Annotated in this window: 24 protein-coding genes; 17 read left to right on the top strand and 7 right to left on the bottom strand. The window is 71.8% G+C overall.

The annotated features are described in order from the left end of the window. The first annotated feature begins 61 nt into the window (after positions 1-61). From CK500_RS01580 to CK500_RS01535, 10 genes are read left to right on the top strand one after another with little or no spacing between them, the layout of a single operon-like run. Positions 62-1126 (top strand): nicotinate-nucleotide--dimethylbenzimidazole phosphoribosyltransferase, encoded by a 1065-nt coding sequence (locus CK500_RS01580; RefSeq protein ID WP_095635502.1) that lies wholly within the window; start codon positions 62-64, stop codon positions 1124-1126. After that, complete coding sequence (locus tag CK500_RS01575; protein ID WP_095635501.1) at positions 1123-2439, top strand: cobyrinic acid a,c-diamide synthase; 1317 nt, start codon at positions 1123-1125, stop codon at positions 2437-2439. Before CK500_RS01580 ends, CK500_RS01575 begins: the two co-directional genes overlap by 4 nt. 5 nt (positions 2440-2444) lie before the next feature. Then, entirely contained in the window at positions 2445-3512 is a 1068-nt protein-coding gene (locus CK500_RS01570; protein WP_095635500.1) for a CobD/CbiB family cobalamin biosynthesis protein, read from the top strand. Beyond that, entirely contained in the window at positions 3503-4288 is a 786-nt protein-coding gene (gene cobS / locus CK500_RS01565) for an adenosylcobinamide-GDP ribazoletransferase (protein WP_095635499.1), read from the top strand. The genes CK500_RS01570 and cobS overlap by 10 nt, the downstream gene beginning before the upstream one ends. Further along, positions 4288-4956, top strand: coding sequence for an NTP transferase domain-containing protein (locus CK500_RS01560; protein ID WP_095635720.1), 669 nt, complete (start codon positions 4288-4290; stop codon positions 4954-4956). The genes cobS and CK500_RS01560 overlap by 1 nt, the downstream gene beginning before the upstream one ends. Further along, a complete protein-coding gene (locus CK500_RS01555; RefSeq protein WP_095635498.1) occupies positions 4953-5996 on the top strand; it encodes a pyridoxal phosphate-dependent aminotransferase in 1044 nt (347 codons plus the stop codon). Before CK500_RS01560 ends, CK500_RS01555 begins: the two co-directional genes overlap by 4 nt. Then, positions 5989-6750, top strand: a complete 762-nt coding sequence (locus CK500_RS01550; RefSeq protein WP_095635497.1) for an adenosylcobinamide amidohydrolase — start codon at positions 5989-5991, stop codon at positions 6748-6750. Before CK500_RS01555 ends, CK500_RS01550 begins: the two co-directional genes overlap by 8 nt. After that, the gene (locus CK500_RS01545) at positions 6747-7505 is read left to right on the top strand and encodes a cob(I)yrinic acid a,c-diamide adenosyltransferase (protein WP_095635496.1); all 759 of its coding nucleotides are present in this window, start codon (positions 6747-6749) and stop codon (positions 7503-7505) included. Before CK500_RS01550 ends, CK500_RS01545 begins: the two co-directional genes overlap by 4 nt. Before the next feature lie 4 nt (positions 7506-7509). Then, positions 7510-9117, top strand: coding sequence for a cobyric acid synthase (locus tag CK500_RS01540; RefSeq protein WP_095635495.1), 1608 nt, complete (start codon positions 7510-7512; stop codon positions 9115-9117). A 52-nt stretch (positions 9118-9169) separates the two neighbouring features. Beyond that, positions 9170-9358, top strand: coding sequence for a hypothetical protein (locus CK500_RS01535; protein WP_095635494.1), 189 nt, complete (start codon positions 9170-9172; stop codon positions 9356-9358). Positions 9359-9431: 73 nt separating this feature from the next. On the opposite strand, the gene CK500_RS01530 is transcribed toward CK500_RS01535, so the two are convergent. Continuing rightward, complete coding sequence (locus tag CK500_RS01530; RefSeq protein WP_095635493.1) at positions 9432-9737, bottom strand: MazG-like family protein; 306 nt, start codon at positions 9735-9737, stop codon at positions 9432-9434. Positions 9738-9838: 101 nt separating this feature from the next. Here CK500_RS01530 and npdG point away from each other — a divergent pair, with 101 nt between their 5' ends. Together npdG and CK500_RS01520 are read left to right on the top strand one after the other, a co-directional pair. Beyond that, positions 9839-10507, top strand: coding sequence for an NADPH-dependent F420 reductase (gene npdG, locus CK500_RS01525; protein WP_095635492.1), 669 nt, complete (start codon positions 9839-9841; stop codon positions 10505-10507). A 58-nt stretch (positions 10508-10565) separates the two neighbouring features. Next, entirely contained in the window at positions 10566-11408 is an 843-nt protein-coding gene (locus CK500_RS01520; protein WP_095635491.1) for a polyprenyl synthetase family protein, read from the top strand. Positions 11409-11423: 15 nt separating this feature from the next. Here CK500_RS01520 and CK500_RS01515 read toward each other — a convergent pair whose 3' ends face one another. After that, complete coding sequence (locus CK500_RS01515; RefSeq protein ID WP_095635490.1) at positions 11424-11924, bottom strand: DUF7529 family protein; 501 nt, start codon at positions 11922-11924, stop codon at positions 11424-11426. Between the two features lie 107 nt (positions 11925-12031). Here CK500_RS01515 and CK500_RS01510 point away from each other — a divergent pair, with 107 nt between their 5' ends. The 5 genes from CK500_RS01510 (at position 12032) to CK500_RS01490 (ending at position 19024) form a co-directional block, all read left to right on the top strand. Next, positions 12032-14743, top strand: a complete 2712-nt coding sequence (locus CK500_RS01510) for an ABC transporter ATP-binding protein (protein ID WP_095635489.1) — start codon at positions 12032-12034, stop codon at positions 14741-14743. 223 nt (positions 14744-14966) lie between these two features. After that, positions 14967-16697: an ABC transporter substrate-binding protein gene (locus CK500_RS01505; RefSeq protein WP_095635488.1), complete on the top strand. Its 1731-nt coding sequence runs from the start codon at positions 14967-14969 to the stop codon at positions 16695-16697. Between the two features lie 24 nt (positions 16698-16721). Continuing rightward, positions 16722-17741, top strand: a complete 1020-nt coding sequence (locus CK500_RS01500; RefSeq protein ID WP_095635487.1) for an ABC transporter permease — start codon at positions 16722-16724, stop codon at positions 17739-17741. After that, the gene (locus CK500_RS01495; RefSeq protein WP_095635486.1) at positions 17738-18667 is read left to right on the top strand and encodes an ABC transporter permease; all 930 of its coding nucleotides are present in this window, start codon (positions 17738-17740) and stop codon (positions 18665-18667) included. The genes CK500_RS01500 and CK500_RS01495 overlap by 4 nt, the downstream gene beginning before the upstream one ends. A 3-nt stretch (positions 18668-18670) precedes the next feature. After that, positions 18671-19024 carry a DUF7268 family protein gene (locus CK500_RS01490; protein ID WP_095635485.1) on the top strand — a complete coding sequence of 118 codons (354 nt, stop codon included), beginning with the start codon at positions 18671-18673 and terminating at the stop codon, positions 19022-19024. A gap of 9 nt (positions 19025-19033) precedes the next feature. On the opposite strand, the gene CK500_RS01485 is transcribed toward CK500_RS01490, so the two are convergent. From CK500_RS01485 to CK500_RS01465, 5 genes are all read right to left on the bottom strand, one after another. After that, complete coding sequence (locus CK500_RS01485; protein WP_095635484.1) at positions 19034-20365, bottom strand: ABC transporter ATP-binding protein; 1332 nt, start codon at positions 20363-20365, stop codon at positions 19034-19036. After that, positions 20358-21620, bottom strand: coding sequence for an ABC transporter ATP-binding protein (locus CK500_RS01480; protein WP_198951478.1), 1263 nt, complete (start codon positions 21618-21620; stop codon positions 20358-20360). Before CK500_RS01480 ends, CK500_RS01485 begins: the two co-directional genes overlap by 8 nt. Then, positions 21617-22636, bottom strand: coding sequence for an ABC transporter permease (locus CK500_RS01475; RefSeq protein WP_095635483.1), 1020 nt, complete (start codon positions 22634-22636; stop codon positions 21617-21619). The genes CK500_RS01480 and CK500_RS01475 overlap by 4 nt, the downstream gene beginning before the upstream one ends. A gap of 118 nt (positions 22637-22754) precedes the next feature. After that, entirely contained in the window at positions 22755-23774 is a 1020-nt protein-coding gene (locus CK500_RS01470; RefSeq protein WP_095635482.1) for an ABC transporter permease, read from the bottom strand. Between the two features lie 6 nt (positions 23775-23780). Continuing rightward, the gene (locus CK500_RS01465) at positions 23781-25439 is read right to left on the bottom strand and encodes an ABC transporter substrate-binding protein (RefSeq protein WP_095635481.1); all 1659 of its coding nucleotides are present in this window, start codon (positions 25437-25439) and stop codon (positions 23781-23783) included. Positions 25440-25561: the final 122 nt, after the last annotated feature.

The following is a 25561-nucleotide window of genomic DNA, read 5'->3' as shown; positions in this document are numbered from 1 at the left end:
ACGGACGCGATCGGTCGGACGGGACCGCCGACCGACTGAGGCGACGGGGCGGTGGTGTCGCGTGACGGACGCGATCCTCGCGGTCGTCGCGGGAACGACCGCAACCGCCGCGATCGACGGAATTAGCGCCGCGGGCGCCGACCCCGAACTGCGGAGACACACGCCCAGCGCGGACCTCGAGATCGTCGCTGACGGGCGACCGGCCCCGAGTTCGGTCGTCCCGGTGAGTCCCTCGGGTTGCCCGACGCCGGCGGTCGTCACCCGCGCCGTGCGGGAGGTCGTCGGGTTCGACTTCGTCGGGGTCGACGCCGGGCTCGCGGTCCCGACGGCGCCGACCGAGGCACCCGTGCTCGACGCGGGCGCCGCGCCCGGCGGCGACGTGCGGAACGCGGAGCCGGTTCCGGACGCCGCGGCCGTCTTCGAGGCGGCGCGCGGGCTGGTGCCGGAGGTGGTGGGGGGACAGACGGACGCGGGCGACGGTGACAACGACACCACCGACCCCGAGCTCCTCGTCGCCGAGACGATCCCCGGCGGCACGACGACCGCGCTCGGCGTGCTCACCGCGCTCGGGGAGCGCCCGGCGGTCTCCTCATCGCTGGCGGCGAACCCCCTCGAGACCAAGCGCGCGGTCGTCGAGGAGGGGCTGGCCGAAAGCGGGATCGCCGCGGGCGACGCCGCGGGCGACCCCCTCGACGCGCTCCGGCTGATGGGCGACCCCGTGCTCGCCGCGGCCGCCGGCCTCGCGGTCGGGGCGGTCGAGCGCGGCGTGCCGGTCACGCTCGCGGGCGGGACCCAGCTGGCGGCGGTCGCCGCGCTCGCGCGACACGCGGGCGTCGAGCGCCGCCTCCCGCTCGCGACCACCTCGTTCGTCGCCGACGACCCCTCCGCGGACGTGGCGGCGCTCGCGGACGACCTCGACCTGCGGCTGGCCGCGACCGACCCGGCGTTCGGCGAGGGCGACCACCCGGCGACGGCGGCGTACGCCCGCGGCGAGGCGAAGGAGGGCGTCGGGATGGGGGGCGCGCTGGCGCTCTCAGAGCGCGCCGGCGTCCCCGCGAGCGACGTGCGGGACCGCGTGGTCGCGCTCACCGACCGCCTGCTGGCCGAGAAGGGGGCCCAGCCGTGAGGGGCCTCGTCCTCGGCGGCACCGCCTCCGGCGTCGGCAAGACGGTCGCGACGCTCGCGACGATCCGGGCGCTGGAAGCCGCCGGGCACGCGGTGCAGCCGGCGAAGGCCGGCCCCGACTTCATCGACCCGAGCCACCACGAGCGCGTGGCGGGGCGCCCGTCGCGCACGCTCGACCTGTGGCTCCAGGGCGAGGGCGGCCTCCGCCGGAACTACGCCCGCGGCGAGGGCGACGTCTGCGTCGTCGAGGGCGTGATGGGGCTGTACGACGGCGACGGGTCGAGCACCGCCGCGGTCGCCGAGGCGCTCGACCTCCCGGTCGTCCTCGTGGTCGACGCGAGCGCCGGCATGGAGAGCGTCGCGGCGACCGCGCTCGGTTTCCGGACCTACGCCGACCGGATCGGCCGGGACATCGACGTGGCCGGGGTGATCGCCCAGCGCGCGCACGGCGGGCGACACGCCGAGGGGATCCGCGACGCGCTCCCGGACGACCTCGCGTACTTCGGTCGGATCCCGCCGAACGACGACCTGACGGTCCCCGACCGCCACCTCGGGCTCCAGATGGGCGACGAGTCGCCCCTGCCCGACGACGCGCTCGACGCGGCCGCGGAGGGGCTCCGGACCGACCGGCTCGTCGATCTCGCCCGGGAGCCGGCGGGCGGGGCGGAGCCGAACGGCGCGCGGAGCACGGCCAAGGCGCCCGACGCCCGCCCCCGCGTCGCGGTCGCCCGCGACGACGCGTTCCGGTTCGCGTACCCGGCGACGATCGAACGCCTGCGCGAGCGGGCGACCGTCGAGACGTTCGCCCCGGTCGCGGGCGACCCCCTCCCGCCCTGCGACGGCGTCTACCTCCCCGGCGGCTATCCGGAACTGCACGCCGCGGAGCTGGCCGAAAGCCCGGCGCTCGACGAGATCGCGAGCGCGGCCGCCGAGGGGACCCCCGTGCTCGGCGAGTGCGGCGGGCTGATGGCGCTCGCCGAGTCGGTGACGACCGTCGCGGGCGAGACGCACGCGATGGCGGGCGTCCTCCCGGCGGACGTGGCCATGCGCGACCGGTATCAGGCGCTCGACCACGTCGAGCTGCGGGCGCGGCGGGACGCGCCGACGGCCTCCGCGGGCGCGACCCTGCGGGGCCACGAGTTCCACTACTCGGAGGCCGACGCCGCGAGCGACGCCCGGTTTGCCTTCGACGTGGAGCGCGGGACCGGGATCGACGGGGAACACGACGGACTGACCGAACACCGAACGCTCGGAACGTACTGTCACGTCCACCCGGAGAGCGGGGCGTTCGACGCGTTCCTCGACGGGCTGTGACCGCGATGGCGACCGCGCTCCCGCTCCTCGGCTCCGCAACTCCTCTCGGCCCCGCGCTCCCGTCCCTCGCCGCGCTGGCGATCGCGGTCGCCCTCGACCTCGCGCTCGCGGAGCCGCCGACGCAGCTCCACCCCGTCGCGCTGTTCGGGTCGGTCGTGGGTCGCTTCGACCGGACGTGGTCGCATCCTCGGCTCGTCGGACTCGCAGTCGCAGTCGGGCTCCCCCTCGCCGCCGCGGCGGTCGCGGGCGTGACCGTCGCGGCCGCGGGCGGTCTCCCCGCCGCGGGGGGGTTCCCCGTCTCCCCCGTCCTCGTCGCCGGTGCGCTCCTCTTCGCGAGCGTCAGCCTCCGGATGCTGCTTGAGACGACCGCGGAGGTCGTCGAGCTGACCGAGACCGATCCCGACGCGGCCCGGGAGTCGCTCCGGGCGCTCGCGGGCCGGGACGCGACCGACCTCTCGCCGGCCGACCTCCGGAGCGCGGCCGTCGAGAGCGCCGCCGAGAACCTCGCCGACGGCTTCGTCGCGCCCTTGGGCGGATTCGCGCTCGGAGCGGCGGTCGGACTCGCGGCGGGGGCGATGGCGGGGTCCGCCGCCCCCGTGGCGCCCTCTGGATCCGCCCTCCCGCTCGCCGCGGGGACCGCCGGCGCGGTATGGGTGAAGGCCGTCAACACCCTCGACTCGATGCTCGGCTACCGCTCGAAGCCGGTCGGCTGGGCGAGCGCGCGCCTCGACGACGCGATCATGTTCCTCCCGGCCCGCGCGACCGCCGGGTGTCTGGCGCTCGCGGCCGGCTCTCTCGACGCGCTCCGCCGAGGGACCTCGTGGGCGGAGGAGCCGTCGTCGCCGAACTCCGGGTGGCCGATGGCGACCGCGGCGGCCGCGCTCGACGCCCGGCTGGAGAAGCCCGGCCACTACGTCCTCAACCCGGACGCGAGCCCGCCGAGCGTCGCCGACGCGGAGCGGGCGGTCCGGCTCGTCGGCGTCGCCGGCGCGGTCGCGGTCGCGCTCGCGGCGGGGTGGTTGGCGGCGGTTGGATGGATCCTGTCCCCATCAGGGGTGGTCGGATGGCCCTGACCGCGCTCCGGGGGGCTGTCGGCTTCCTCACCCGGATCCCGGTCGGCCGCGACGAGGCGGCGTGGGACGCGTTCGCGCGCTCGCCGTGGGCGTTCCCGGTCGTCGGGTATCTCGTCGGCGGGCTCGTCGCCCTGCCGCTGCTGCTCGCCTCGCCGCCCGCGTCCGTCCCCGCTCCCACGGTCGCGCTCGCGTTCGTGCTCGCCGTCTACGCCGTCACCGGGATCGGTCACCTCGACGGCGTGGCCGACCTCGGCGACGCGGCCGTCGTCCACGGGGACCGCGAGGAGCGCCGGCGCGTGTTGAAGGACTCCCAGCTCGGCGTCGGCGGGACGGTCGCGCTCGCGCTGGTCGTCCTCGGGCTGGCGACCGCCGCGCTCGGACTGGTCGAGGTCGGGGCGACCGCGCGCGGCGGCGTCCCCCTCGCCGCGCTCGGCCTCGTCGTCGCCGCGGAGGTCGGCGCGAAGGCCGCGACCGCGACGCTGGTCTGCGTCGGCGACGCGCCCCACGAGGGGCTCGGCTCCGCCCTGACCGGCGAGTCGTCGGCTCGGGCCGCGCTCCCGGTCCTCGCGCTGGCGGCGCCCGCCGCGCTGTTCGCGTGGCCGCGGCTCCTGCCGGCTCTCGCAGCCGTGCTCGCCGCGCTGGCGACGGCGCCGGTGATCCGGCTGTGGTCCCGCCGGCGGCTCGGCGGCGTCTCGGGCGACGTGCTCGGGGCGACGACCGAGGTCGCGCGGGTCGCCGCGCTGCACGCGGGGGTGATCGCGTGGACGCGCTTCTGATGTGCGGCGGCCGGGGGACCCGCCTCGGCGGCGAGGCGGAGAAGCCGCTCCGCGAGGTCGCGGGGCGCCCGATGGTCGACCGCGTGCTCGACGCGCTCGCCGCGAGCCGGATCGAGGCGACTCACGCGGTCGTCTCCCCGCACGCGACGCGGACGCGCGAGCGCCTCGCCGAACGCGCGAGCGGCTCCCCGTCCCTGTCGGTCGTCGACGCGCCCGGGAACGGGTACGTCGCCGACCTGCGGCACGCGATGGAGGCGGTCGACGCGGGCGGAGACCCCCTGTTGACCGTCGCCGCCGACCTCCCGCTGCTCGACGCCGCGGCGGTGAACGCGGTCCTCGACGCGGCCCGCGCCGCCGACGGCGACTCGCTCACCGTCTGCGTGCCGGCGGCCCGGAAGCGCGACCTGGGCGTCAGCGCGGACGCGACGACCGAGATCGACGGGCGCGAGGTCGTTCCGGCCGGGATCAACGTCGTCGGCGGGGCGGGCGACGAGAGTGACGCGGAGGGCGACGACGAAGGCGAAGCGTCGGCGGACCGCGACGCGGGCGCGGTCCACCTCACCGACGACGCCCGGCTCGCCGTCAACGTCAACTACCCGTCGGACGTGCGGACGGCAGAACGGCTGCTGACGGACGACGGACCGGACCGACACCCCACCGACCCATGAACCTCGACAGCGCGCTCGGCCTCGACCGCGAACCGCACGGAAGCAGCGACGACCCCGACCTGCTGGACTTCTCGGCGAACACCAACCCCGAGGTCCCGCCGGGGGTCGAGGAGGCGTACCGCGAGGCGTTCGCGGCCGCGCGGTCGTACCCCGCGGAGCCCCCGGAGTCGTTCCGCGAGGCCGCCGCCGCGTACGTCGACTGCGACCCGGACGCGGTCGTTCCCTCGCCCGGCGGGCTCGCCGCGATCCGGGCCGCGATCGGGCTCGCGGTCGATCCGGGCGACACCGCCCTGCTCCCGGCGCCGAGCTTCGGCGAGTACGCCCGCGAGGTCCGCCTCGAAGGCGGCGACCCCGCCTTCGCCTCGGCCGACGATATCCTCGACGCCGACCCGGAAGACCACGCGCTCGCGGTCGTCTGCGCCCCGAACAACCCGACGGGAACCGACTACGAGCGCGGGGAGCTGGAGCGGTTCGCGGCGCGGTGCCGCGCGGCCGACACCGTCCTCCTCATTGACGAGGCGTTCCGCGGGTTCACCGACCGCCCCTCGCTCGCGGGGACCGCGGGCGTCGTCGTCGCCCGGTCGCTGACGAAGCTGTTCGGGCTCCCCGGGATCCGGACGGGGTTCGCGGTCGCGACGGGGGAGCTGGGCGCGGCGTTAGCGCGCGCCCGGCGGCCGTGGAACGTGAGCGTCCCGGCGCTCTCGACCGGCGCGCACTGCATGCGACGGGACGCGTTCGTCCGGGAGACCCGCGACCGCGTCCGGGCGGAGCGCTCGCGGATGGCGGCGGCGCTCGCGGAGCGCTACGACGTGACGCCCTCCGAGGCGCCGTTCCTGCTCCTCGACGTGGCGGAGAGCGGCCGGTCCGTCGACCGGGTCGTCGCCGACGCCCGCGACCGCGGCGTGGCGGTCCGGGACGCGACCACCTTCCGCGGGCTCGACTCGCACGTCCGGGTGGCCGTGCGCCGGCCCGCCGAGAACGATCGGCTGCTGGCGGCGCTGGGCGTGAACGGGGAACCGGAGGCGGATTCGCGTGTTTGACGCGACCGTCCGCGAGGGCGTGCTCCGCCTGCGCCGGCCCGGGACGCGCTGGCTCTCGACCGGCTGGAACGGGGGTCGATCGCGGTCGGCGGCCGCTTACAACGTCTCGGTGCCGGAGGGGTTCGACCGGACCGACCTCGGCGCGTACCGCGACGAGCGGCTGTCTCGGGCGGGGTTCGGAACTGAAGGCGAGCCGCCGACCCTCTTTACCGGCGTCTCGATGGACCACGCCCGCGGCGCGCGTCGCGGGCCGGTCGTCGCGTACGCGACCGCCGGCCTGTCGAACCCGGCGATGCTCCCGATGGACCCGGCGGGAGCGACGGCGGCCGCCCCCGACGACGCCGAGCGCGACGCGGACGGGTCCGGCGAGGTGCCCCCCGCGGAACCGACGGCGCGCCCCGACCGCCCCGGCACGGTCAACCTGATCGTCGGCACGACGCGCCGGCTCGCGGACGGCGCGGCCGAGAATCTCGTCGCGGTCGCGGCGGAGGCGAAGGCGGCGACGCTGCTCGCGACGGCAGGCGTGCCGGGGACCACCAGCGACGCGGTGGTCGTCGGCGACGACCCGACCGGAGATCCGGCGGCGTTCTCGGGCAGCGCCACCCCGGTCGGCGCGGCGGCTCGCGTCTGCGTCCGGGACGCGGTCCGCGCGAGCCTGCGGTCGCGGTACCCGGACGGCGACTACCCCGGTCCGCCGGCCGACGCCGAGCACGGCGTCGTCGCCGACGACCGGGCGGAGGTCTTCGAACCATGACGACTGACGACACAGACACCAACGACGGCGACGCGGCGGCATCGAGCGACGAGACCACGGCGACATCGGCCGAGGGCGACGAGTCGGCGGCGAACCGGGCGCGCACTCCCGGCGGCGGCGCCGCCCCCGAACCGGAGCCCATCGAGCCCGCCGCGCCCGAGGAGTTCGGGCTCGTGCAGGCGTGGTGGGGCGACGGTAAGGGGAAGACCACGGCGGCGATGGGGATGGGATTCCGGGCCGCGGGCCACGGCTACCGCGTCCACATGCTCCAGTTCATGAAGGGCGGCGCCGACAGCGTCGAGGGCGTCAGGGGGGAGTACAACGCGATCGCCGCCATGCCGGGGTTCTCCTACGAGAACGCCGGCCACTACGGCTGGCACGGCCTCCTCGACGGCTCCGGCGACGACGAGCACGCGGCGAAGGCGAGCGCGGCGTTCGAGCGCGCGGAGGAACTCGTCGCCGGCGCCGGCGACGCGGACCTGACCGAGCCCCTCCCGCTCAACGGCAACCCCGACGAGGGCGTCCACATGCTGGTACTCGACGAGGTGCTGTACGCCGCCGACCGCGGGCTCGTCGACCCGGACGACGTCGTCGCGCTCGCGGAGTCGAAGCCCGAGAACCTCGAACTCGTCCTCACCGGGAGCCACGCCGAGCCGGCGTACCTGGAGGGCGTCGCCGACCTGATCACCAACGTCCGGAAGGTGGCGCACCCGTTCGACGCGGGCCACCGCGCCCGGCGGGGGACGGAGTACTGAGGCCGTGAGCGAGACGACGGACACCGGCGAGACGGCGGAGACCGTCCTGATCGCCGGCACCGCGAGCCACGCCGGCAAGAGCACGCTCGCGGCCGGGCTCTGTCGGCTCCTCGCGCGCCGGGGCGTCTCGGTGGCGCCGTATAAGGCCCAGAACATGAGCAACAACGCCCGGGTCGCCTTGGCGCCCGACGGCGAGTGGGGCGAGATCGGCGTCTCCCAGCACGTGCAGGCGCGGGCGGCCCGCGTCCCGGCGACGACCGACATGAACCCCGTCCTCCTCAAGCCGCGCGGCGACGGCGAGAGCCAACTGGTGATCGACGGCGAGGCGGTTGGCCACTTTGCTGCCGGCGAGTACTACGAGTCGCACTGGGAGACCGCCCGGGACGCGGCGGTCGCGGCCCACCGCCGCCTCGCGGCCGACCACGACGTGATCGTCGCCGAGGGCGCGGGGAGCATCGCCGAGATCAACCTCCACGACCGCGACCTCGCCAACGTGGAGTGCGCCCGCTTCGCCGACGCCCGGATCCTGATCGCGGTGGACATCGAGCGCGGCGGCGCCTTCGCGAGCCTCTACGGGACCCTCGAACTCCTCCCCGACGACGTGCGCGAGCGCGTCGCCGGCGCGGTCATCACGAAGTTCCGCGGCGACCCGTCCCTCCTCGAACCGGGCATCGCGGAGATCGAGGACCGGACTGCCGTCCCGATCGTCGGCGTCGTCCCCCACGACGACCCCGGTCTGCCGGCGGAGGACAGCCTCTCGCTGCCGGACGCGGGAGACGCCGGCGGCGGGGGCGGCGAGGGGAGCAGAGCCGCCCTGGGCGCGGACGACGGGGTCCCCGACGCGGAGGCGGTCCGGATCGCGGTCCCGCGGCTCCCGCGGATCTCGAACTTCACCGATCTGGAACCGCTCGCGCGCGAGCCGGGCGTCCGGGTGGCGTACGTCCCGCTCGACGCCTCCGCCCGCGACCCCCTCGCCGACGCCGACGCGGTCGTGCTTCCCGGCTCGAAGAACACTGTCGACGACCTGCTCGCGCTGCGCGAGGCCGGCCTCGACGAGGCGATCCGGCGCTTCGAGGGGCCGATAGTCGGGATCTGCGGCGGCTATCAGCTCCTCGGCGAGCGGATCACGGGCGCCGACGTGGAGGGCACCGGCTCGCGCTCGACCGTCGTGGGCGTCGGCGTGCTCCCCGTCGAGACACACTTTTCGCCCGACAAGCGCGTCGAGCGCGTGACACGATCGGTCGACGGAATCGGTCCCTTGGCGGGAGCGACCGGGACCGCGACCGGCTACGAGATCCACATGGGCCGGTCGTCGCCGGCGGAGTCGGTCGCCCGACCGGTGGGCCCGGAGAGCGCGGCGACCGACCGAGCCTTGGGGACTTACCTCCACGGGATCTTCGAGAACGAGACGGTCCGGGAGGCGTTCGTCGAACGGGCGTTCGCGGCCGCGGGGAAATCGCGCCCCGCGGCCGGCTCGCGCGCTCGGGACGGAGACGCGACCGCGGAGGCGGACGACCGCTCCCCGTACGACCGGGCCGCGGACCTCGTCGCCGACAACGTCGAGCTCGACGCGCTCGGCATCGACGCCCTCGCGCTCGGCGACCGCGGCTGATCACGGCCGATCGGGCGGAACCGATTTGGTCGACGCGACCGACGGACCGCGCATGGTCTCCCGCGAGAACGCCGTCATCGGGACGTGTATCGCCCTCACGCTCGCCGCCGCCCTCCTCCTCGAGTCGCTGAACGCGTCGTCTCCCGAGTGGGCGCCCCTCGCGCTGCTTCTCGGCGGCGGGGTCGTCGTGCCGCTGGCGATCAACGGCGCGCTCGATCGGCGCGAGGAGGCGGCAGAGTGATCGCGGTACGGGGGTTCGGCCACTGAGACGGGAGATCGGTCACTGAGACGGGAGCGCAGGACGCTCGGTCCGGTCAGCGTCCGGAGCCCGCGTCGCCCGACTCGTCGATCCGAGACCGGTACTTCGCCAGCGACTCGTCGAGCGCGTCGCCGGCGTCGACGCCCGTCGCGTCCGCGAGCGCGAGCAGCGCGAAGAGGGCGTCGCCGATCTCGTCGGGCGCGATCGAGACCTCCGCGGGCGCGGCGCCGTAGTCGGTGGACGCCGTCACCTCCTTGGCGATCTCCCCGACCTCGCTCTCCAGATCGAGGACGCGGTACGGGAGGTCGGCGTCGAGGTCGTGCTCGTCGACGAACGCGGCCACGCGGTCCTGCTCGTCCATGGGCGTCGCCTCTGCGCGCTCCCGCAAGAGCGTACCGCTCAGGCGGTGGCGAGGACGGCCGGTCACGCAACCCTGAAGTCGCGAGCGACCCGACTGACCGTATGCAAATCGCGATACTCGGCGGCACGGGCGACATCGGGCAGGGGCTCGCGCTCCGGCTCGCGGCCGACACCCCCCACGCGGTCGCGATCGGGTCGCGCGACGCGGAGAAGGCGGAGACCAAGGCCGAGGAGTACACCACCGAGCTCGACAGCCGCGGCCTCGACGCCGCGGTCGAGGGCGCCGAGAACGAGGTCGTCGCCGCCGAGGCCGACGTGGTCGTGCTCGCGGTCCCGCCGTACCATATCGGCGACACCGTCGAGGCGATCGCGGACGAGCTCGTCCCCGGCGACGTGCTCGTCTCGCCGGCCACCGGGATGAAACGCGACGACGAGGGGTTCCACTACCACAGGCCCGGCGCCGGCTCGGTGACGCGGATCGCGGCGGACGCCGCGCCCGAGGGGGTCGCCGTCGTCGGCGCGTTCCACAACCTCGCGGCCGCCCGCCTCGCGAACCTCGACGCCGACCTCGGGATCGACACGCTCGTGATCGGCGACGACGAGGACGCGAAGGCGACCGTGGCCGACATCGCCGAGGGGATCGAGGGGCTGCGCGCGCTCGACGCCGGCGGCGTCGCCAACGCCCCCGAGATCGAGGCGCTCACGCCGCTTCTGATCAACGTCGCGGAGCACAACGACGGGCTTCACGACCTCGGGATCGAGTTTCAGTGATCCGAGGCCGGTCGACGTTCCGTTAGGCCTTTGCGCGGCGGGTCCCTCCGGGTAATAGATGGAGTACCTGGAGCGCCGGGTCGCGCTGGTCGAGGACCGGCTGGAGGCCGTCATCGACGAGGTCGAACCCGACGAGCTGTCCGCGGAGGTCGGCCACGTCGTCCTCGCCGGCGGCAAGCGAGTCCGCCCCGCCGTGACGATCCTCGCCTGCGAGGCGTTCGACGGCGACCCCGACGCCGCCGTCGACTTCGCGGCCGGGGTCGAGTTCGTCCACAACGCGTCGCTCGTGATCGACGACATCATCGACCGCTCCGAGGTCCGCCGCGGCACGCCCTCGGCGTGGGCCGAGTACGGCTACGGGCCGGCGATCATCGCCAGCGACGGGCTCCTCGGCGAGGCGTTCGCGCTTTTCTCCGCCGAGCCGCGCGCGATGCGGACCGTCGCCGAGGCGCTGGTCGAGCTCGGAGAGGGCGAGGCCACCGAGCTGGCCGCCCGTCCCACCACCGAGGCCGAGTACATGGAACTCGCCCGCCGGAAGACCGGCGCGCTGTTCCGGGCGGCCGCCGAGCTGGGGGCGATCGCCGGCGGCGCCGACCCCGACGCGGTCGAGTCGTTCGGCGAGTACGCCGAGCGCGTCGGCGTCGCCTTCCAGATGCGCGACGACGTGCTCGACGCGACCGCCGACGCCGACGACCTGGGCAAGCCGACCGGGCAGGACGCGGAGATGGACCGGCCCTCGGTCCTGCAGGTCACGTCGCTGTCGCCCGAGGAGATCGACGAGCGCGCCCGCGAGCAGTCCGAGCTCGCCTTGGCCGCGCTCGACGACGCCGACCCGCCGGAGACGGAGGCGATCGAGTACCTCCGCGACCTGGCGGAGTTCGTGGTCGTCCGCGAGCGGTAGGAGAGCGACGGCCAGCTAGGCGTCCCCGGTGTCCTGCGGCGGGAACAGCGGGGTGGGATCCTCGTGGTCGAACTCGAGCCGCTCGTCGCCGGAGAGGGGGTGGACGTACGTGGTCATCGCGTCGCCGGCCCGGACGCGATCGAGCATGCGGTCCGCCTCGACGACCCGGTAGTACAGCGGGAGACAGAGCGCGGTCTGGCTCGCCGTCGCCCGGAACACCAGCGTCAGATAGACGATTCCGTTCTCGTGGGCCCGGAACGCCTCGAACTCGTCGAACTCGTCGGTCTCTACCAGCTCCGCGAGGCGGTCGAACTCCTCGCCCGACAGCAACACGTCGAGGCCCACCTTCTCGTCGGCGGAGTCGCCCGGCGCGGGGAGCGGAACCACGTCGCCGGGGATCGGAGCGAACGCCGTCCACCCCCGTTCCCGGTACTCCTCGGCGGTCGCGCGGCACTCCTCGATGACCGTCGTCCACGCGTCGTCGTCGTCCGCGAGCGGATGCTCTTCGACGTCCATGCACGGCGTAGGCGGTCGACGGCGGGTAAAGGTTCCCTCCTGACGGCCGGCGATCGGTCGACGACCGAAGGCAAAAGTATATCCATAGACGGTCAGAAAATCGCCACATGCCTCCGTTACTCTCACTCTCTGACCTCCACACCCAGTTCTCGACTGAGCGCGGGCAGGTGAAGGCGGTCGACGGGATCGACCTCGAGATCCGCGAGGGAGAGACCGTCGGACTCGTCGGCGAGTCCGGGTCCGGAAAAAGCGTCACGGCGCTGTCGACCATGGGACTCGTCGACGATCCCGGCGAGATCGCCGGTGGAACGGTCGAGCTGACCGACGCCCGTCTCGCCGACGAGCTCCGCGATCGGTTCGACGCCGCGGAGTTCGTCGACGGCGACACGATCGACCTCACCGACGCCCCGGAAGAGGCGCTCCGGCTCATCCGGGGCCGGGAGATAAGCATGATCTTCCAGGACCCGATGACGTCGCTGAACCCCTCGGTGACCGTCGGCGAGCAGGTCGCAGAGAGCCTCAGACTCCACCAGTACGGCGGGCGTCGAAAGGACTCGTGGTTCAGCGCCGTCCGCGAGATCCTCCCGAAGATCAGCCGCGACGTGGACGAAGAAGTGCGCGAAGAGACAATCGAGGTGCTCGAAGACGTCGGCATCCCGGAGCCGGGAGCGCGGGTCGACGAGTACCCGCACGAGTTCTCCGGGGGCATGCGCCAGCGGGTCCTCATCGCGATCGCGCTGGCCTGTCAGCCGGGACTGCTCGTCGCGGACGAGCCGACGACCGCGCTCGACGTGACCATCCAGGCGCAGATCCTCGACCTGATAGACGACCTGCAGGCCGACCTGGGGATGTCGGTGCTGATGATCACCCACGACCTTGGCGTCGTGGCCGAGACGTGCGACCGCGTCGCCGTGATGTACGCGGGCGAGATCGTCGAGGAGGGTCCCGTCGAGGAGATCTTCGGGAACCCCTCGCACCCGTACACCTACACCCTCTTGGAGTCGCTCCCGACCGAGGAGAAGGAGCGGCTCACCCCGATCGAGGGGAACGTCCCCGACCTCATCGACATGCCGACGGGGTGTCACTTCGCGCCGCGGTGCCCGTGGGCGACCGAGGAGTGTACGAGCGGCGAGATCCCGTTCCTCCAGCACGGCGGCGAGGGTGTGGATCACCGGTCGAAGTGCATCATGGAGTCGTTCGACACCGACGAGTACGGCGACGACGCGGTCGCTCCGGGGCGCGACCGGTCGATCGGCGAACCGCTGGTCGAGGTTGACGGGCTCCGGAAGTACTACGACCAGGCCGACGGCGTGCTCGACAGGGTGCTCGGCGCCGACGACCGCAGCGTGAAGGCGGTCGACGGGATCGACTTCACGATCAACCGCGGCGAGACTCTGGGGCTTGTCGGCGAGTCCGGCTGCGGGAAGTCGACGGCCGGCCGGGCGCTGTTACACCTCACCGAACCGACCGACGGCCGAGTGGTGTTTGCCGGGACCGACCTCACCGACCTTGACGGGTCGGGGCTACGAGAGACCCGGAAGGACCTCCAGATGATCTTCCAGGACCCGCTCTCGTCGCTCGACCCGCGACAGACGGTCGGGCAGACGATCCGCGAGCCCCTGTCGATCCACGACCTGCCGGAGAGCGATCCGGCGGTGGCGACCGAGGCCGAGGTGACCGTTTCGGGAATCGCTCGCGATCGCGTCGACGTGACGGTCGACGACGAGATCGACGCGGTCGTCGGCTCCGGCGACGGCGTGGCGACCGCGCACGTCGACGTGACGGTCGCCGACGGCGAGGTCGACGTCGACGTGCGCGAACACCTCGGCGTCGAGGGAACGGTCGAGCGCACCGACGCCGGCGACGTGGAGCGGGTCTCCGTCACCGTCTCCCCCGGTGACACCGATCGGCTCCGACGGCGTCGCCGCGTTCACCAGCTGCTGGAGGCCGTCGGGCTCGAAGTGGGACAGCACGACCGGTATCCCCACGAACTCTCGGGCGGTCAGCGCCAGCGGGTCGGCATCGCTCGCGCGCTCGCGGTCGATCCGGAGTTCATCGTCGCCGACGAGCCGGTCTCCGCGCTCGACGTGAGCGTGCAGGCGCAGATCCTCAACCTGATGGAGGACCTCCAGGACCGGTTCGACCTGACGTACCTGTTCATCGCGCACGACCTGTCGGTGGTGCGGCACATCAGCGACCGGGTCGCCGTGATGTACCTCGGCGAAATCGTCGAGGTCGCGACCACCGACGAGCTGTTCGCGGACCCGCAACACCCGTACACGAAGGCGTTGCTCTCCGCGATCCCCGAGCCGGATCCGACGGCGGATACCGACGACCGCGTCATCCTCGAAGGGGACGTCCCGTCGCCGATCGACCCGCCCTCGGGGTGTCACTTCCGGACCCGGTGTCCGTCGGTGATCCCCCCCGACGACCTCGACATCGAACAGGAGACGTACCGCGAGGTGATGGACTACCGACAGCGCGTCGAACGACGGGCGATCGATGTCGAGACGATCCTCGACGGAGCCGGCGAGTCGGCCGAGCGAGTCGCGGCCGACGGCGGCACCGCGTCGGCCCCCTCGTCCGGAGACGACTCGGTTCCGCCGGGCGCGGTCGACGCGGTCCGCGACGCGCAGTTCGACCGGTTCCCGGACGGACGCGCCGCGGAAGTGGTCGACCGATCCATCGGGCTGGTGATCGCCGGCGAGTGGGAGGCGGCGGCGGACGTCCTCGAAGAGACGTTCGCGAGCGTCTGCGAGCGAAGGGACCCCGAGCTCCCCGACGGCGATCACCCGGCCGCGTGCCACCTGATCGAGTAAATTTTACCGCCGGACAGATCTGTCACGCTCTCGATCGATCCGTTCCAGCGCTGCTCGGCGGCGCGACGTGGCGAGATGGCGAATGAGGCGACGACGAGACTGACGAGCCGAACGGCTCGCGGGTAACCCGGATCGAAACCGTAAGGTCAGATATAGTTCGAATCGGAATATTCCTGCCGGTTCGTTCGGTAGGTTTATACTGGCAAGTGTTCAGATTCGATCTATGTCATCCCGCGACACGAACGTTTCACGGCGTAAGTTCCTCGGTGCCGCCGGTGGCGCCGCGGTTACGGTCGGTCTCGCCGGGTGTTCCGGAAACGGCGATTCTGACGGTTCGGACGGGTCGGACGGCTCCGACGGGTCCGATGGATCGGACGGCTCCGACGGGTCGGACGGCTCCGACGGCGGCGACGAAACGAGCCTGCTTCGGTACGGCCGGGGGAGCCACTCGCCGACGCTGGACTTCCAGAACAGCACGAGCGGCGAGGTCGCCAAGGTCACCGAGCAGATCTACGACACGCTCATCAACTTCGAGCCGGGCGAATCGACGCTCACCGACGGGCTCGCGTCCGACTACTCGCTCGACGGCCAGACGGCGTCGCTTACGCTGAAGGAGGGGGTCACCTTCCACAACGGCGAGGAGTTCACCGCACAGGACTTCGTGGCGACGTACCGCCGCTTCGTCGACTCTGAGTACGAGTACTACGCCGGCGACGACTACGTCTCCGCGTACGGCCCCTTCACGCTCGGCAGCTGGATCGACGAGATCCAGGTCGACGGCGACTACGAGCTGACGATCCAGCTCACCCAGACGTACGCGCCGTTCCTGCGGAACCTGGCGATGTTCGCGGCCGCGGTCCACTCCGAGGCCGCCATCGAGGAGTACGGCACCGACCTCTCCGAGAACGCGGTCGGGACGGGGCCGTTCGAGCTCGACACGCTCGACGACTCCAACGAGCAGGTCCGGCTCGCCGCGTACGACGACTACTGGGGCGAGGGCCCGAACGTCGACGAGGTCGTGTTCGTCACGGTCGGCGAGAACTCCACCCGGGCGCAGTCGCTCGGAAGCGGGGAGCTCGACATCATCGACGGGCTCGGCGCGCAGTCCTCTCAGCAGGTCGACGGCTACGACAACGCCGAACTGGTCCGCACCGAGGGGATCAACATCGGCTACATGGCGTTCAACATCGCGGCGGTCGAGGAGTTCCAGGACCGCCGCGTCCGGCAGGCGATCAGCCACGCGATCAACACCGAGGCGATCGTCAACGAGATCTACTCCGGATTCGCGACGGAGGCCAGCCAGCCGCTGCCGCCGAACGTGCTGGGGCACAACGACGACCTCGACCCGTACGAGTACGACCCCGAGCAGGCCCAGAGCCTGCTCGAGGAGGCCGGCTACGGCGACGGGTTCTCCTTCGAGCTGGCGACGTTCCAGAACCCCCGCGGATACAACCCCTCGCCGATCCAGACCGCCGAGACCGTCGCGTCCAACCTCGGTGAGATCGGTATTGACGTGGAGATCAACCAGCAGTCGTTCTCGCCGTACCTCGAGTACACCGCGCAGGGCCGTCACGACGCGTGTTTCCTCGGGTGGTACACCGACAACGCGGACCCGGACAACTTCGCGTACGTCCTCCTCCACCCGCAGGTCGAGGAGAGCGAGCTCACCGAGGGAGAGGACTGGGTGAGCTTCGACGCCGAGGGGTACAACACGAGCAACCGCTCGGCGTGGGCGAACCGAGAGTACATGGACCTGGTCGAGGAGGCCCAGCAGACGACCGACGAGAGCGACCGCGTCGACCTGTACAACGACGCGATGGAAGTCGCCCACGACGAGGCGCCGTGGGTGTACATGGACTACGCTGAGGAGCTCCGCGGCGTCGCGAACAGGGTCAGCGGGTTCCAGATCGCCGCGATCAGCGGTCCGTACCTGAACCTGGTCTCGCTGGAGTAGCCGACCGGCCACTTCACCCCCTCGATGTTTCCAAAGCGATTCGTACTCAAGCGGCTGCTGTTGCTCGTCCCGGTGCTCATCGGAGTGGCGACGCTGGTCTTCTCGATCCTCCACCTCTCGCCGGGCGACCCGGCGCTCACGATCGCCGGGGAGCGCGCGAGCCAGGAGTTCGTCGAGCGCATCCGCGCCGACCTCGGGCTCAACGACCCGATCTGGGTCCAGTACATCGACTTCCTCGGCAACGTCGCGCAGTTCGACTTCGGGGAGTCGTACGTCATCAACCGGAACACCTCCGTCCGGGAGGTGCTCGCGGACACCCTGCCCGTCACGCTCGAACTGGCCCTGTACGGCCAGCTGTTCGGGATCCTGTTCGGCATCCCGCTAGGCGTGTTGAGCGCGGTGAAACAGGACACGATCACCGACCACGCCACCCGCGTCGGCGCGCTCACCGGAATCAGCGTCCCGATCTTCTGGAGCGGTCCGCTGCTGATCCTGCTTTTTGCGCAGGTGCTCGGGATCCTCCCGACCAGCGGCCGGATCTCGTCGACCTACAACGTCGCTGCGATCCGGGTCACCGGGATGGTGACGATCGACACGCTGATCGCCGGCGACTGGGAGATGTTCCGCTCGGCGGTCAGGCACATGCTTCTGCCGTCGCTCGTGATCGGCGTGTACTCGATGGCGCTCATCTCGCGGATGATGCGCTCGTCGATGCTGGAGGTCGTCAGGCAGGACTACATGCGCACCGCCCGCGCGAAGGGGCAGGGCGCGAAGATCACCGTGCTGAAACACGGGTTCCGTAACGCGCTGATCCCGGTCGTCACGATCATCGGGATCCAGTTCGGCGGGCTCCTCGGCGGGGCGGTGCTGACCGAGACCGTGTTCGCGATCGGTGGCATCGGTACCCTCCTCGTCGAGGCGATCGAGGTCGGCGACTACCCGATCGTTCAGGGAACCGTCCTGACGTTCGCGTTCCTGTTCACCTTGGTGAACCTCGTCGTCGACGTGACCTACTCGTACCTCGATCCGAGGATCCAACAATGAGCACCGAAACACTCACCGACGGAGAGGCGGAGACGGCGAGCCGGGGGCTCGTCGACCGCGTCCGCGCCTCGCCGTTCCTCTCACAGCTGCTGTCGAACCGCCTCGCGCTGGCCGGGCTCGCGATCATCCTGGCGATGATCGTGATCGCCGTGTACGCTCGGCTCACGCTCGATCTGGAGGTCATCTCCCGCTCGCAGCTCGGCACGAACCCGAACCGCGCCGCGCCGAGCCTGGAGTACCCGTTCGGGACCGACGGGCAGGCGCGGGCCCTGCTCCCGCGGGTCGCGTACGGCGCGTGGTACGCGATGCTGTTCGGGACGGTGACCGTTGGCGCGTCAACAGTGCTCGGGGTCGGCCTCGGCATCGTCGCCGCCTACTACGGCGACATCACCGACAACGTGATCATGCGGACGATGGACGTGCTGTTGGCGTTCCCCTCGCTGCTGTTGGCGCTCGCGCTCGTCTCCATCTTCCCGGACGAGCTCGGGCTGTGGCGGGCGGTCGCGGCCCTCACGCTCGTGTACACGCCGCGGTTCGCCCGCGTCGTCCGGGGGGCCGCGCTCACCGTGCTGGAGAACGAGTACATCGACGCGACCGTCGCGCTCGGCGCCACGGACCCGCGGGTGCTCGTCAGGCACGTGCTCCCGAACTGCCTCGCGCCGATCACCGTCCAGTCGACGCTGAACTTCGGGCTGGCGATCATCGACCTCGCCGCCCTGTCGTTCCTCGGCTTCGGCGCCTCGGCCGGTACGCCCTCGTGGGGGCTCATGCTCTCGAACGGCGTGAGTCAGGGACTGCTCACCGGCGTCTGGTGGTGGTCGTTCTTCCCCGGCCTGTTCCTCGCGTTGACCGTCCTCGGGTTCAACCTGCTCGGCGACGGGATGCGGGACGCGCTTGACCCCCGCATGCGGGAAGCGGTCGACTGACCGATGTCGCCGGTGCCGTCGGCCGTCCGCGATCGCGGGCGGCTCGTCGCCGGCGGCGCCGCCGTCGGCGCCGTCGCGACGCCGGTCCTCGTGATCGGGCTGGTCGCAGTCGGGGGATTCGCTCCGCTCTCCGCCGCCGAGACGGCGTTCGCGTTCGGCGGTCTCTGGTTCGGGCTCGCGCTCCTCGGCTGGGCCGGCTCCGTCGCCTCCGGTCGAGCGATCGAAGCGGCTCAGGAGCATCTCGACGCGGACTCGGGCTGGACCGAGCGCCGGTCGCGACGCGCGATGGCGCGGATCGGCGGGTTCGGCGCCGGGATGATGCTCGTCGCGCCGATCGTCGGAACCGCGGTCGGCTGATCGGTCCCGTTACCGCGACGACGCGCCGACCCCCGGAGCGTCGCGGTCGGCCTCCCACTCCTCGCGGGCCGCCTCCACGTCGTCCGGCTGCTCGTTCAACAGGCACGCGGAGGGGTGTTCCCCAGCCGGTAACGCGGGATCGACCGCCTCGCAGGGCGACCGATAGCGCTCTCGCAGCGTCGCCGCGGCGGCCTCGCGGTCACCGTCGGCGAGCGCGCGGATCGCCTCGCGGACCGTCCCCTCGTCGTCGTCGGGGAGGTCCTCGTCGAACGCCTCGGCGTACAGGGAGTCGACGAACGCCGCCCGGTCCTCGCGGTCGGGGTCGCCCACCTGCTCCCACCGCGTGTCCACGTCGATGTCGCCGTTCTCGATCCGGGTCCTGAACTCGCTGATCTCGCGGAACGCCGCCTGCGGCGCGTCCAGCCACGGCGGCTGGATAAGCTCCGGACACCGCGTCCGGAACGAGCAGCCCGAGGGGGGGTCCCGCGGCGAGGGCACGTCGCCGCGGATCGTCTCGACGACGCGGTCCCGCTCGTCGGTGTCCGCCCGCGGGACGGACTCCAGAAGCGCCTTCGTGTACGGGTGTTGCGGGTCCTCGAAGATCTCTTCGGTGGGGCCGATCTCGACGATTTCGCCGAGGTACATCACGGCGACCCGATCGGAGATGTGACGGACTACCGACAGGTCGTGCGCGATGAACAGGTACGTCAGGTCGCGTTCCGCCTGCATGTCGGCGAGCAGGTTCAGCACCTGCGCCTGCACGCTCACGTCGAGCGCGCTCACCGGTTCGTCGAGGACGACGAACTCCGGATCGATGGCGAGCGCGCGGGCGAACCCGATGCGCTGGCGCTGGCCGCCGGAGAACTCGTGGGGGTACCGGTCGATCTGGTCGGCGGAGAGCCCCACCTCCTCTAGGAGGGTCTCGGCGCGCTCGCGCCGCTCCGCGCCGGTTCCCACGCCGTGGATCGCGAGCGGTTCCGTGATGATCTCGCCGGCGGTCATCCGCGGGTCCAGACTGGAGAACGGGTCCTGGAACATCACCTGCGCCCGCCGCCTGAACGCGTCCATGTCGTCGCCGGAGAGCTCGTAGACGGGGTCGCCGTCGAACGTCACGGAGCCGCCGGTGGGCTCGCGGAGGCGCATCAGCGTCTCCGCGAGCGTCGACTTCCCGCAGCCGGACTCGCCGACGACGCCGAGCGTCTCGCCCTCGCGGACCTCGAAGGAGACGCCGTCGACCGCGCGCACCGCCTCCCGCTCCGCGCCGGTCAGCCGGTCGAGCAGGGTGTCGTTCTCGTAGTAGTACTTCTCGAGGCCGTCGACGGTCACGAGCGGGTCAGTCATCGCTCACCTCCGCGTCGGTCTCGCTGGACCGGTCGGAGGCACCCGACTCGCCGGGGCCGACCGACCCGCCCCCGGGCGTCCCCGCGTCGTCCGTCGGGCCCGAGAGTCTCCCCTCCGGGACCGCGTCGGCCTCGCTGTACTCGCGTTCGGCGAGGACGCAGCGGGCGCGGTGCCCCTCGCTCACGTCGTACTCCGGCGGTCGGGTGAGACAGTCGGTCATGGCTTTCGGACAGCGGTCGGCGAAGTAACAGCGGTCGGGCATGTTCGCGTCGACGAGGTCCGGCACGTTGCCCGCGATGGGTTCGAGCCGCTCGCCCGGGCGGTCGATGTCCGGCACCGAGCCCAACAGCCCCTTCGTGTACGGGTGGACCGGGTCGTCGAACACGTCTTCGAGGGTGCCGCGCTCGACCACCTCGCCGGCGTACATGACGCTCACCCGGTCGGCGACGCGGGCGATGACACCGAGGTTGTGGGTGATGAGCACGACGCTCATCTCCATGGTCTCCTGGAGGTCGGCGAGGAGGTCGAGGATCTGCGCCTGGATGGTCACGTCCAGCGCGGTCGTCGGCTCGTCCGCGACGAGCAGGTCCGGGTCGCCGGCGAGCGCCTGCGCGATCATCGCGCGCTGGAGCATCCCGCCGGAGAACTGGTGCGGGTACTCCTCGGCGCGCTCGGCGGGGTCGGGGATGCCGACGCGCTCGAGCAGCTCGACCGCGCGGTCCCAGCTCTCCGCGGAGGTGTACGAGCGGTCGGGGAGGACGCCGTCGAGGAGCAGTTTCCCCAGCCCGTACCCCTGCGTCCGCGATCGGGTCGAGCGGGGGTTCGCGCTCGCGCGGCGCTGCACCTCGGCCGCCTCGGCGATCTGCTCGCCGACGGTGATCGAGGGGTTGAAGCTGCTCATCGGGTCTTGGAAGATCATGCTGAACGCGGAGCCGCGGAGCGACCGGCGCTCCGCCTCGGAGAGCCGGCGGAGGTCGACGAAGTCGCCGTCGACCGCCTCGGGCCGGTCGCCGTCGACCCGCTCCGCGAGGTCGGCGTTGTTGTACCAGATCTCGCCGCTCGTAATCCGCCCCGGCGACTCGACGAGGTCGATGAGCGAGAGCCCGGTGACGGACTTCCCGCTGCCGGACTCGCCGACGACGCCGAGGACGGAGCCGGCCTCCACCGTGAAGGAGACGTTCTCGACCGCGTTGATCTGGCCCTCCTCGGTGAAGAAGCGCGTCGAGAGGTCCCGGACGCGCAGCAGGTCGGTCACGGCGCACCCCCCTGCCCCTCGATGCCCGGATCGAGGGCGTCGCGGAGCCAGTCGCCGATCAGGTTGATCCCGATGACGGCGGCGACGATGGCCAGTCCGGGGACGGTCGCGATCCACCACGACGACGAGAGGTACTGCCGGCCCTGCGCGATGTCGAAGCCCCACGAGAGCTGCGCCCCCGAGAAGCCGAGGAACGACAGCGAGGACTCTAACAGGATGATCGCGGCGATCTGGATCGTCGCGAGCACTAAGATCGGCGTCAGGCTGTTCGGGAGCACGTGTTTGAGTATCACGTGGAGATCGCTTCCGCCCATCGATCGCGCCGCCTTCACGTACTCCTGATCGCGGACGGAGAGCGCCTCCCCCCGCGCGACGCGGGCGAACCACACCCAGTTCACGAGCGCGACGACGACGATCACGGTCCCCGGTAACACGACGTGTTCCGGCATTTCCGAGGAGGCGATCCCGAGGGCGACCAGCGGATCGGGGATGCGCCACGACGCCTGCCCCCACAGCCCGATCAGCGCGATCGCCAGCACGAGCGACGGGAACGCGAGCATGACGTCGGCGAAGCGCATCAGCGCGTCGTCGATCCGGCCGCCGTAGTAGCCGGCGGTGATCCCGACGGTGACGCCGAGCACGACGGCGATCGAGGTCCCGAGCAGGCCGACCAGAAGCGACGTGCGCGCGCCGAACATCGTGCGGGAGAGCACGTCGCGGCCGAGCGAGTCCGTGCCCAGCGGGTGTTCGGCCGTGGTGTTGACGACGACCTCCTCCTCGACGATCTGCACCTCGCCGTCGACCATCTGCGAGGTCGTCTGGTTCTCGGTCGCCGTGAACCCGAGCGGCGGGACGTTCGCGTTGTCGAGGTTCTGGTCCGTCGGGTCGTGCGGCGCCAGAAGCGGGGCGAACAGCGCGGTAAAGAGGATCACCGCGAGGATCGCGATCCCGAGCTTCGCGAGGAGGCTCCGCGAGAGCTCGCTCCGGAGGTTCCGGAGCGTCCGCGGAGAGATCACCCGAGGATCACCCCCGGAATCGTAACGGGAGGGACCCCGCGCGACGCCTCGGTCGTTCGGGAGTCGCCCGTGCGACGCTCGACACCGCCCGAGAGAACGGGGAGACATCGGTTCGTCATCAGTGGACCACCCGCGGATTGAGGTACGCGTAGAGCGCGTCGACGAAGATGTTGATCAGCACGAAGCCGGTCCCGATCACGATCAGCGACCCCTGGATCAGCGGCCAGTCGCGGACGTTGATCGAGTCGATCACGAGCGTGCCGAGCCCGGGCCACGAGAACACGGCCTCGGTGATCACCGCGCCGCCGATCAGGGTCCCGAGCTGGAGCCCCAGCACGGTGACGATCGGGATGAGGGTGTTCTGAAGCGCATGTTTGTACTGGATCAGCGACTCTGGGAGTCCCTTCGCGCGCGCCGCCCGGACGTACGGCTGTCCGAGCTCCTCGATCATCCCGCTGCGGGTGAGCCGAGTGATGAGCGCGGTGAAGTACGTACCGAGCGTCACCGCCGGCAGCGCGATGTGCCACAGCCACGTCCCCAGCCCGTCGAGGAAGGCGCCGACGTCCATCGGCGCGGCGAGCCCGTTCTCGACCGTGACGAGGAACGCGAACGCCTCGAAGAAGCCGATCGGCCGCCGGCTGGTCGGGAACAGCCCGAACTCCACGGACAACACCAGGATGAGCATGATCCCGAGCCAGAAGTTCGGCGTCGAGATGCCGACCAGCGAGAACAGGGTGGCCCCGTAGTCCGCCGGCTCGCGCCGGCGCGTCGCGCTGATGACGCCGAGCGGGATCGCGATGACGACGGCGACGACCGTCGCCGCGACCGCGAGCTCGACGGTGGCGGGCACGCGGGCGAACACGATGGTGCTCGCCTCCGTCCCGCGGAGGTACGAGTACCCCATGTCACCCTGCAGGAGTCCGCCGACGTAGTCGACGTACTGGACGTACAGCGGCTGATCGAGCCCCAGCTCCGCGGCTATCCGCGCGCGAAGCTCCGGGCTCGCGTCCAGCGGGGCGACGAACGTCACCGGGTCGCCGGGGGTGATGAACCGCAGCAGGAACACCGCGGTCACGACCCCCCACACGACCAGCACGCCCTGGATCCCGCGTTTCAGGAGGAACCGTCCCAGCGCCATCGGGCCTCAGTTTCCGCCCGGCAGGCTCTGGGAGTCCGCCATGAGCTCGTCGACTTCCTCGTCTTCCCGGTAGCTGGAGAGCGCCCCGTCGGAGGTGAGAAGCGGGATGATCGTCTGGCTGGCGTCGAACGTGGTGTTCCCCCAGCCGAGCAGGTAGAAGTGCGGCATGTCCTCGATGTTGCCGCTCGTCACCTCGCCCGCGAGCGAGCCGAAGTCGCGCTGCTCGACCTCGCAGGAGACGTTCGAGAGCTCGTCGATCTGGCTGGCGACCGCCTGCGCGATCTCCACGTCGCGGAGGTACCGTCCCACGGGCGTTTCGAGGGTGATCTCGGCGCCGGCGTGGCCGGAGTCCTCGACGAGCTGTTCGGCCTGCTCGACGTCCTGCGGGTACGGGTCGACCTCCTCGTTGTAGCCGACGAATCCCTCGAGGGTGGGCTGGCCGGTCGGGTCGGCGAACCCCTGTAAGATGTTCTCGATGATGCTGTCCAGGTCGATCGCGTAGTTCAGCGCCCGCCGGAACTCCGGGCTGGAGAACGGCTCCACGTCGTAGCGCATGGCGTTGAAGATGACGCGGGTGCTCGGCACCGCCGCGACCTCCGTGCTGTCCTCGTCGCGGACGCGGCTCACTTCCTGCGGCGGCACGTTGACGACCAGGTCCGTCTCGCCGGCGAGCAGCTCCGAGACCCGCGTGCTCGACTCGCTGGCGGCGCGGATCGTCAGCTCATCGATCTCCGGCGCGTCGCCCCAGTAGTCCTCGTAGGGCTCGTAGACGATCTCCACGTCCTGCTCGTACTCGACGACCTGGAACGGACCGGTCCCGTTCATGTCGGAGTTGATCTCCGAGGACTCGCGCGACTCGATCCAGTCCTGCTGGACGACCTTACAGTACGAGGCGAAAAGCGAGAACACGATCGGGTTGATCCCGTCGGAGGTCACCTCGACCCCGCCGTCGACGACCTCGGCGCCCGTGACGCCGGCGAGCTGGTCGCTCTGCGGGCTCTCGATCCCGACCTCGGGGTCGACGACGCGGTTGACGCTGTAGGCGACGTCCGCGGGCTGGAGCTCGTCGCCGTTGTGGAAGGTGACGCCGTCGCGGATCTCGAACCGGACCCGCCCGTCTTCGAGCCGCTCGTAGTCGGTCGCGAGCGCATCGATGATGTCGCCGTCGGCGTTGCGGCCGAGCACGCCGTCGTGGGCCTGCACCACGATGTTGTCGGTCGGCGTCTCGCGGTGGTCGTGGGGGTCGAGCCCCGAGTCCATCGACGACTGGGTGATCGTGACAGACGGCTCGCCCTCCGTCACCGAGATGGCCTGCGCCTCGATCCGCTCGTCCCGGCGGGCGTCCCAGTCGAGCCGGCTCGCGATGCCGTACACGCTGTACTGCCGGTTGAGGAAGATCCACGGGGCGCGCTCGTTGAGCCGCAGGTTCGCGCGCTGGAGGTGTTCCTCGCGGGTCTCCGGCTCCGGGAGCTGCTCTTCGTCGTCTCCGTCCTCCCCGTCGGAGCCGTCCATCCCGTCCGACCCGTCGTCGCCGTCGCTCCCGTCGCTTCCGTCCCCTCCGTCGCCGCCGTCGTCCGAACAGCCGGCCAGCCCGACGGCGGCCGCAGTGCCTCCGACGTACTTGAGGTACGTCCGGCGGTTCACGTCCGAGTCATCGCGTGGCATAGGCGGTTCAATACTACCGGAGGTTATAAGATCTGTGGTCACATAGCACAGTGTCGACGGCGTCAAACCGGCGCTCGCGGCCGATTTTCGCCTCGGGCGATCCGCGACGGAGAGGCGAGAAG

It is taken from the genome of Halorubrum salipaludis (assembly GCF_002286985.1).
GTDB classification, from domain to species: domain Archaea; phylum Halobacteriota; class Halobacteria; order Halobacteriales; family Haloferacaceae; genus Halorubrum; species Halorubrum salipaludis.
Note: the sequence above shows the minus strand (reverse complement) of the source record. Positions and strands in the feature narration are given on the sequence as shown.

Coding starts and splice junctions, on each gene's coding strand:
- CK500_RS01530 (WP_095635493.1), bottom strand. CDS start 9,737: ATGGACGAGCAGGACCGCGTGGCCGCGTTCGTCGACGAGCACGACCTC.
- CK500_RS01545 (WP_095635496.1), top strand. CDS start 6,747: ATGACGACTGACGACACAGACACCAACGACGGCGACGCGGCGGCATCG.
- CK500_RS01560 (WP_095635720.1), top strand. CDS start 4,288: ATGTGCGGCGGCCGGGGGACCCGCCTCGGCGGCGAGGCGGAGAAGCCG.
- CK500_RS01570 (WP_095635500.1), top strand. CDS start 2,445: ATGGCGACCGCGCTCCCGCTCCTCGGCTCCGCAACTCCTCTCGGCCCC.
- cobS (WP_095635499.1), top strand. CDS start 3,503: ATGGCCCTGACCGCGCTCCGGGGGGCTGTCGGCTTCCTCACCCGGATC.
- npdG (WP_095635492.1), top strand. CDS start 9,839: ATGCAAATCGCGATACTCGGCGGCACGGGCGACATCGGGCAGGGGCTC.
- CK500_RS01465 (WP_095635481.1), bottom strand. CDS start 25,439: ATGCCACGCGATGACTCGGACGTGAACCGCCGGACGTACCTCAAGTAC.
- CK500_RS01520 (WP_095635491.1), top strand. CDS start 10,566: ATGGAGTACCTGGAGCGCCGGGTCGCGCTGGTCGAGGACCGGCTGGAG.
- CK500_RS01470 (WP_095635482.1), bottom strand. CDS start 23,774: ATGGCGCTGGGACGGTTCCTCCTGAAACGCGGGATCCAGGGCGTGCTG.
- CK500_RS01535 (WP_095635494.1), top strand. CDS start 9,170: ATGGTCTCCCGCGAGAACGCCGTCATCGGGACGTGTATCGCCCTCACG.
- CK500_RS01490 (WP_095635485.1), top strand. CDS start 18,671: ATGTCGCCGGTGCCGTCGGCCGTCCGCGATCGCGGGCGGCTCGTCGCC.
- CK500_RS01495 (WP_095635486.1), top strand. CDS start 17,738: ATGAGCACCGAAACACTCACCGACGGAGAGGCGGAGACGGCGAGCCGG.
- CK500_RS01500 (WP_095635487.1), top strand. CDS start 16,722: ATGTTTCCAAAGCGATTCGTACTCAAGCGGCTGCTGTTGCTCGTCCCG.
- CK500_RS01555 (WP_095635498.1), top strand. CDS start 4,953: ATGAACCTCGACAGCGCGCTCGGCCTCGACCGCGAACCGCACGGAAGC.
- CK500_RS01505 (WP_095635488.1), top strand. CDS start 14,967: ATGTCATCCCGCGACACGAACGTTTCACGGCGTAAGTTCCTCGGTGCC.
- CK500_RS01515 (WP_095635490.1), bottom strand. CDS start 11,924: ATGGACGTCGAAGAGCATCCGCTCGCGGACGACGACGACGCGTGGACG.
- CK500_RS01485 (WP_095635484.1), bottom strand. CDS start 20,365: ATGACTGACCCGCTCGTGACCGTCGACGGCCTCGAGAAGTACTACTAC.
- CK500_RS01510 (WP_095635489.1), top strand. CDS start 12,032: ATGCCTCCGTTACTCTCACTCTCTGACCTCCACACCCAGTTCTCGACT.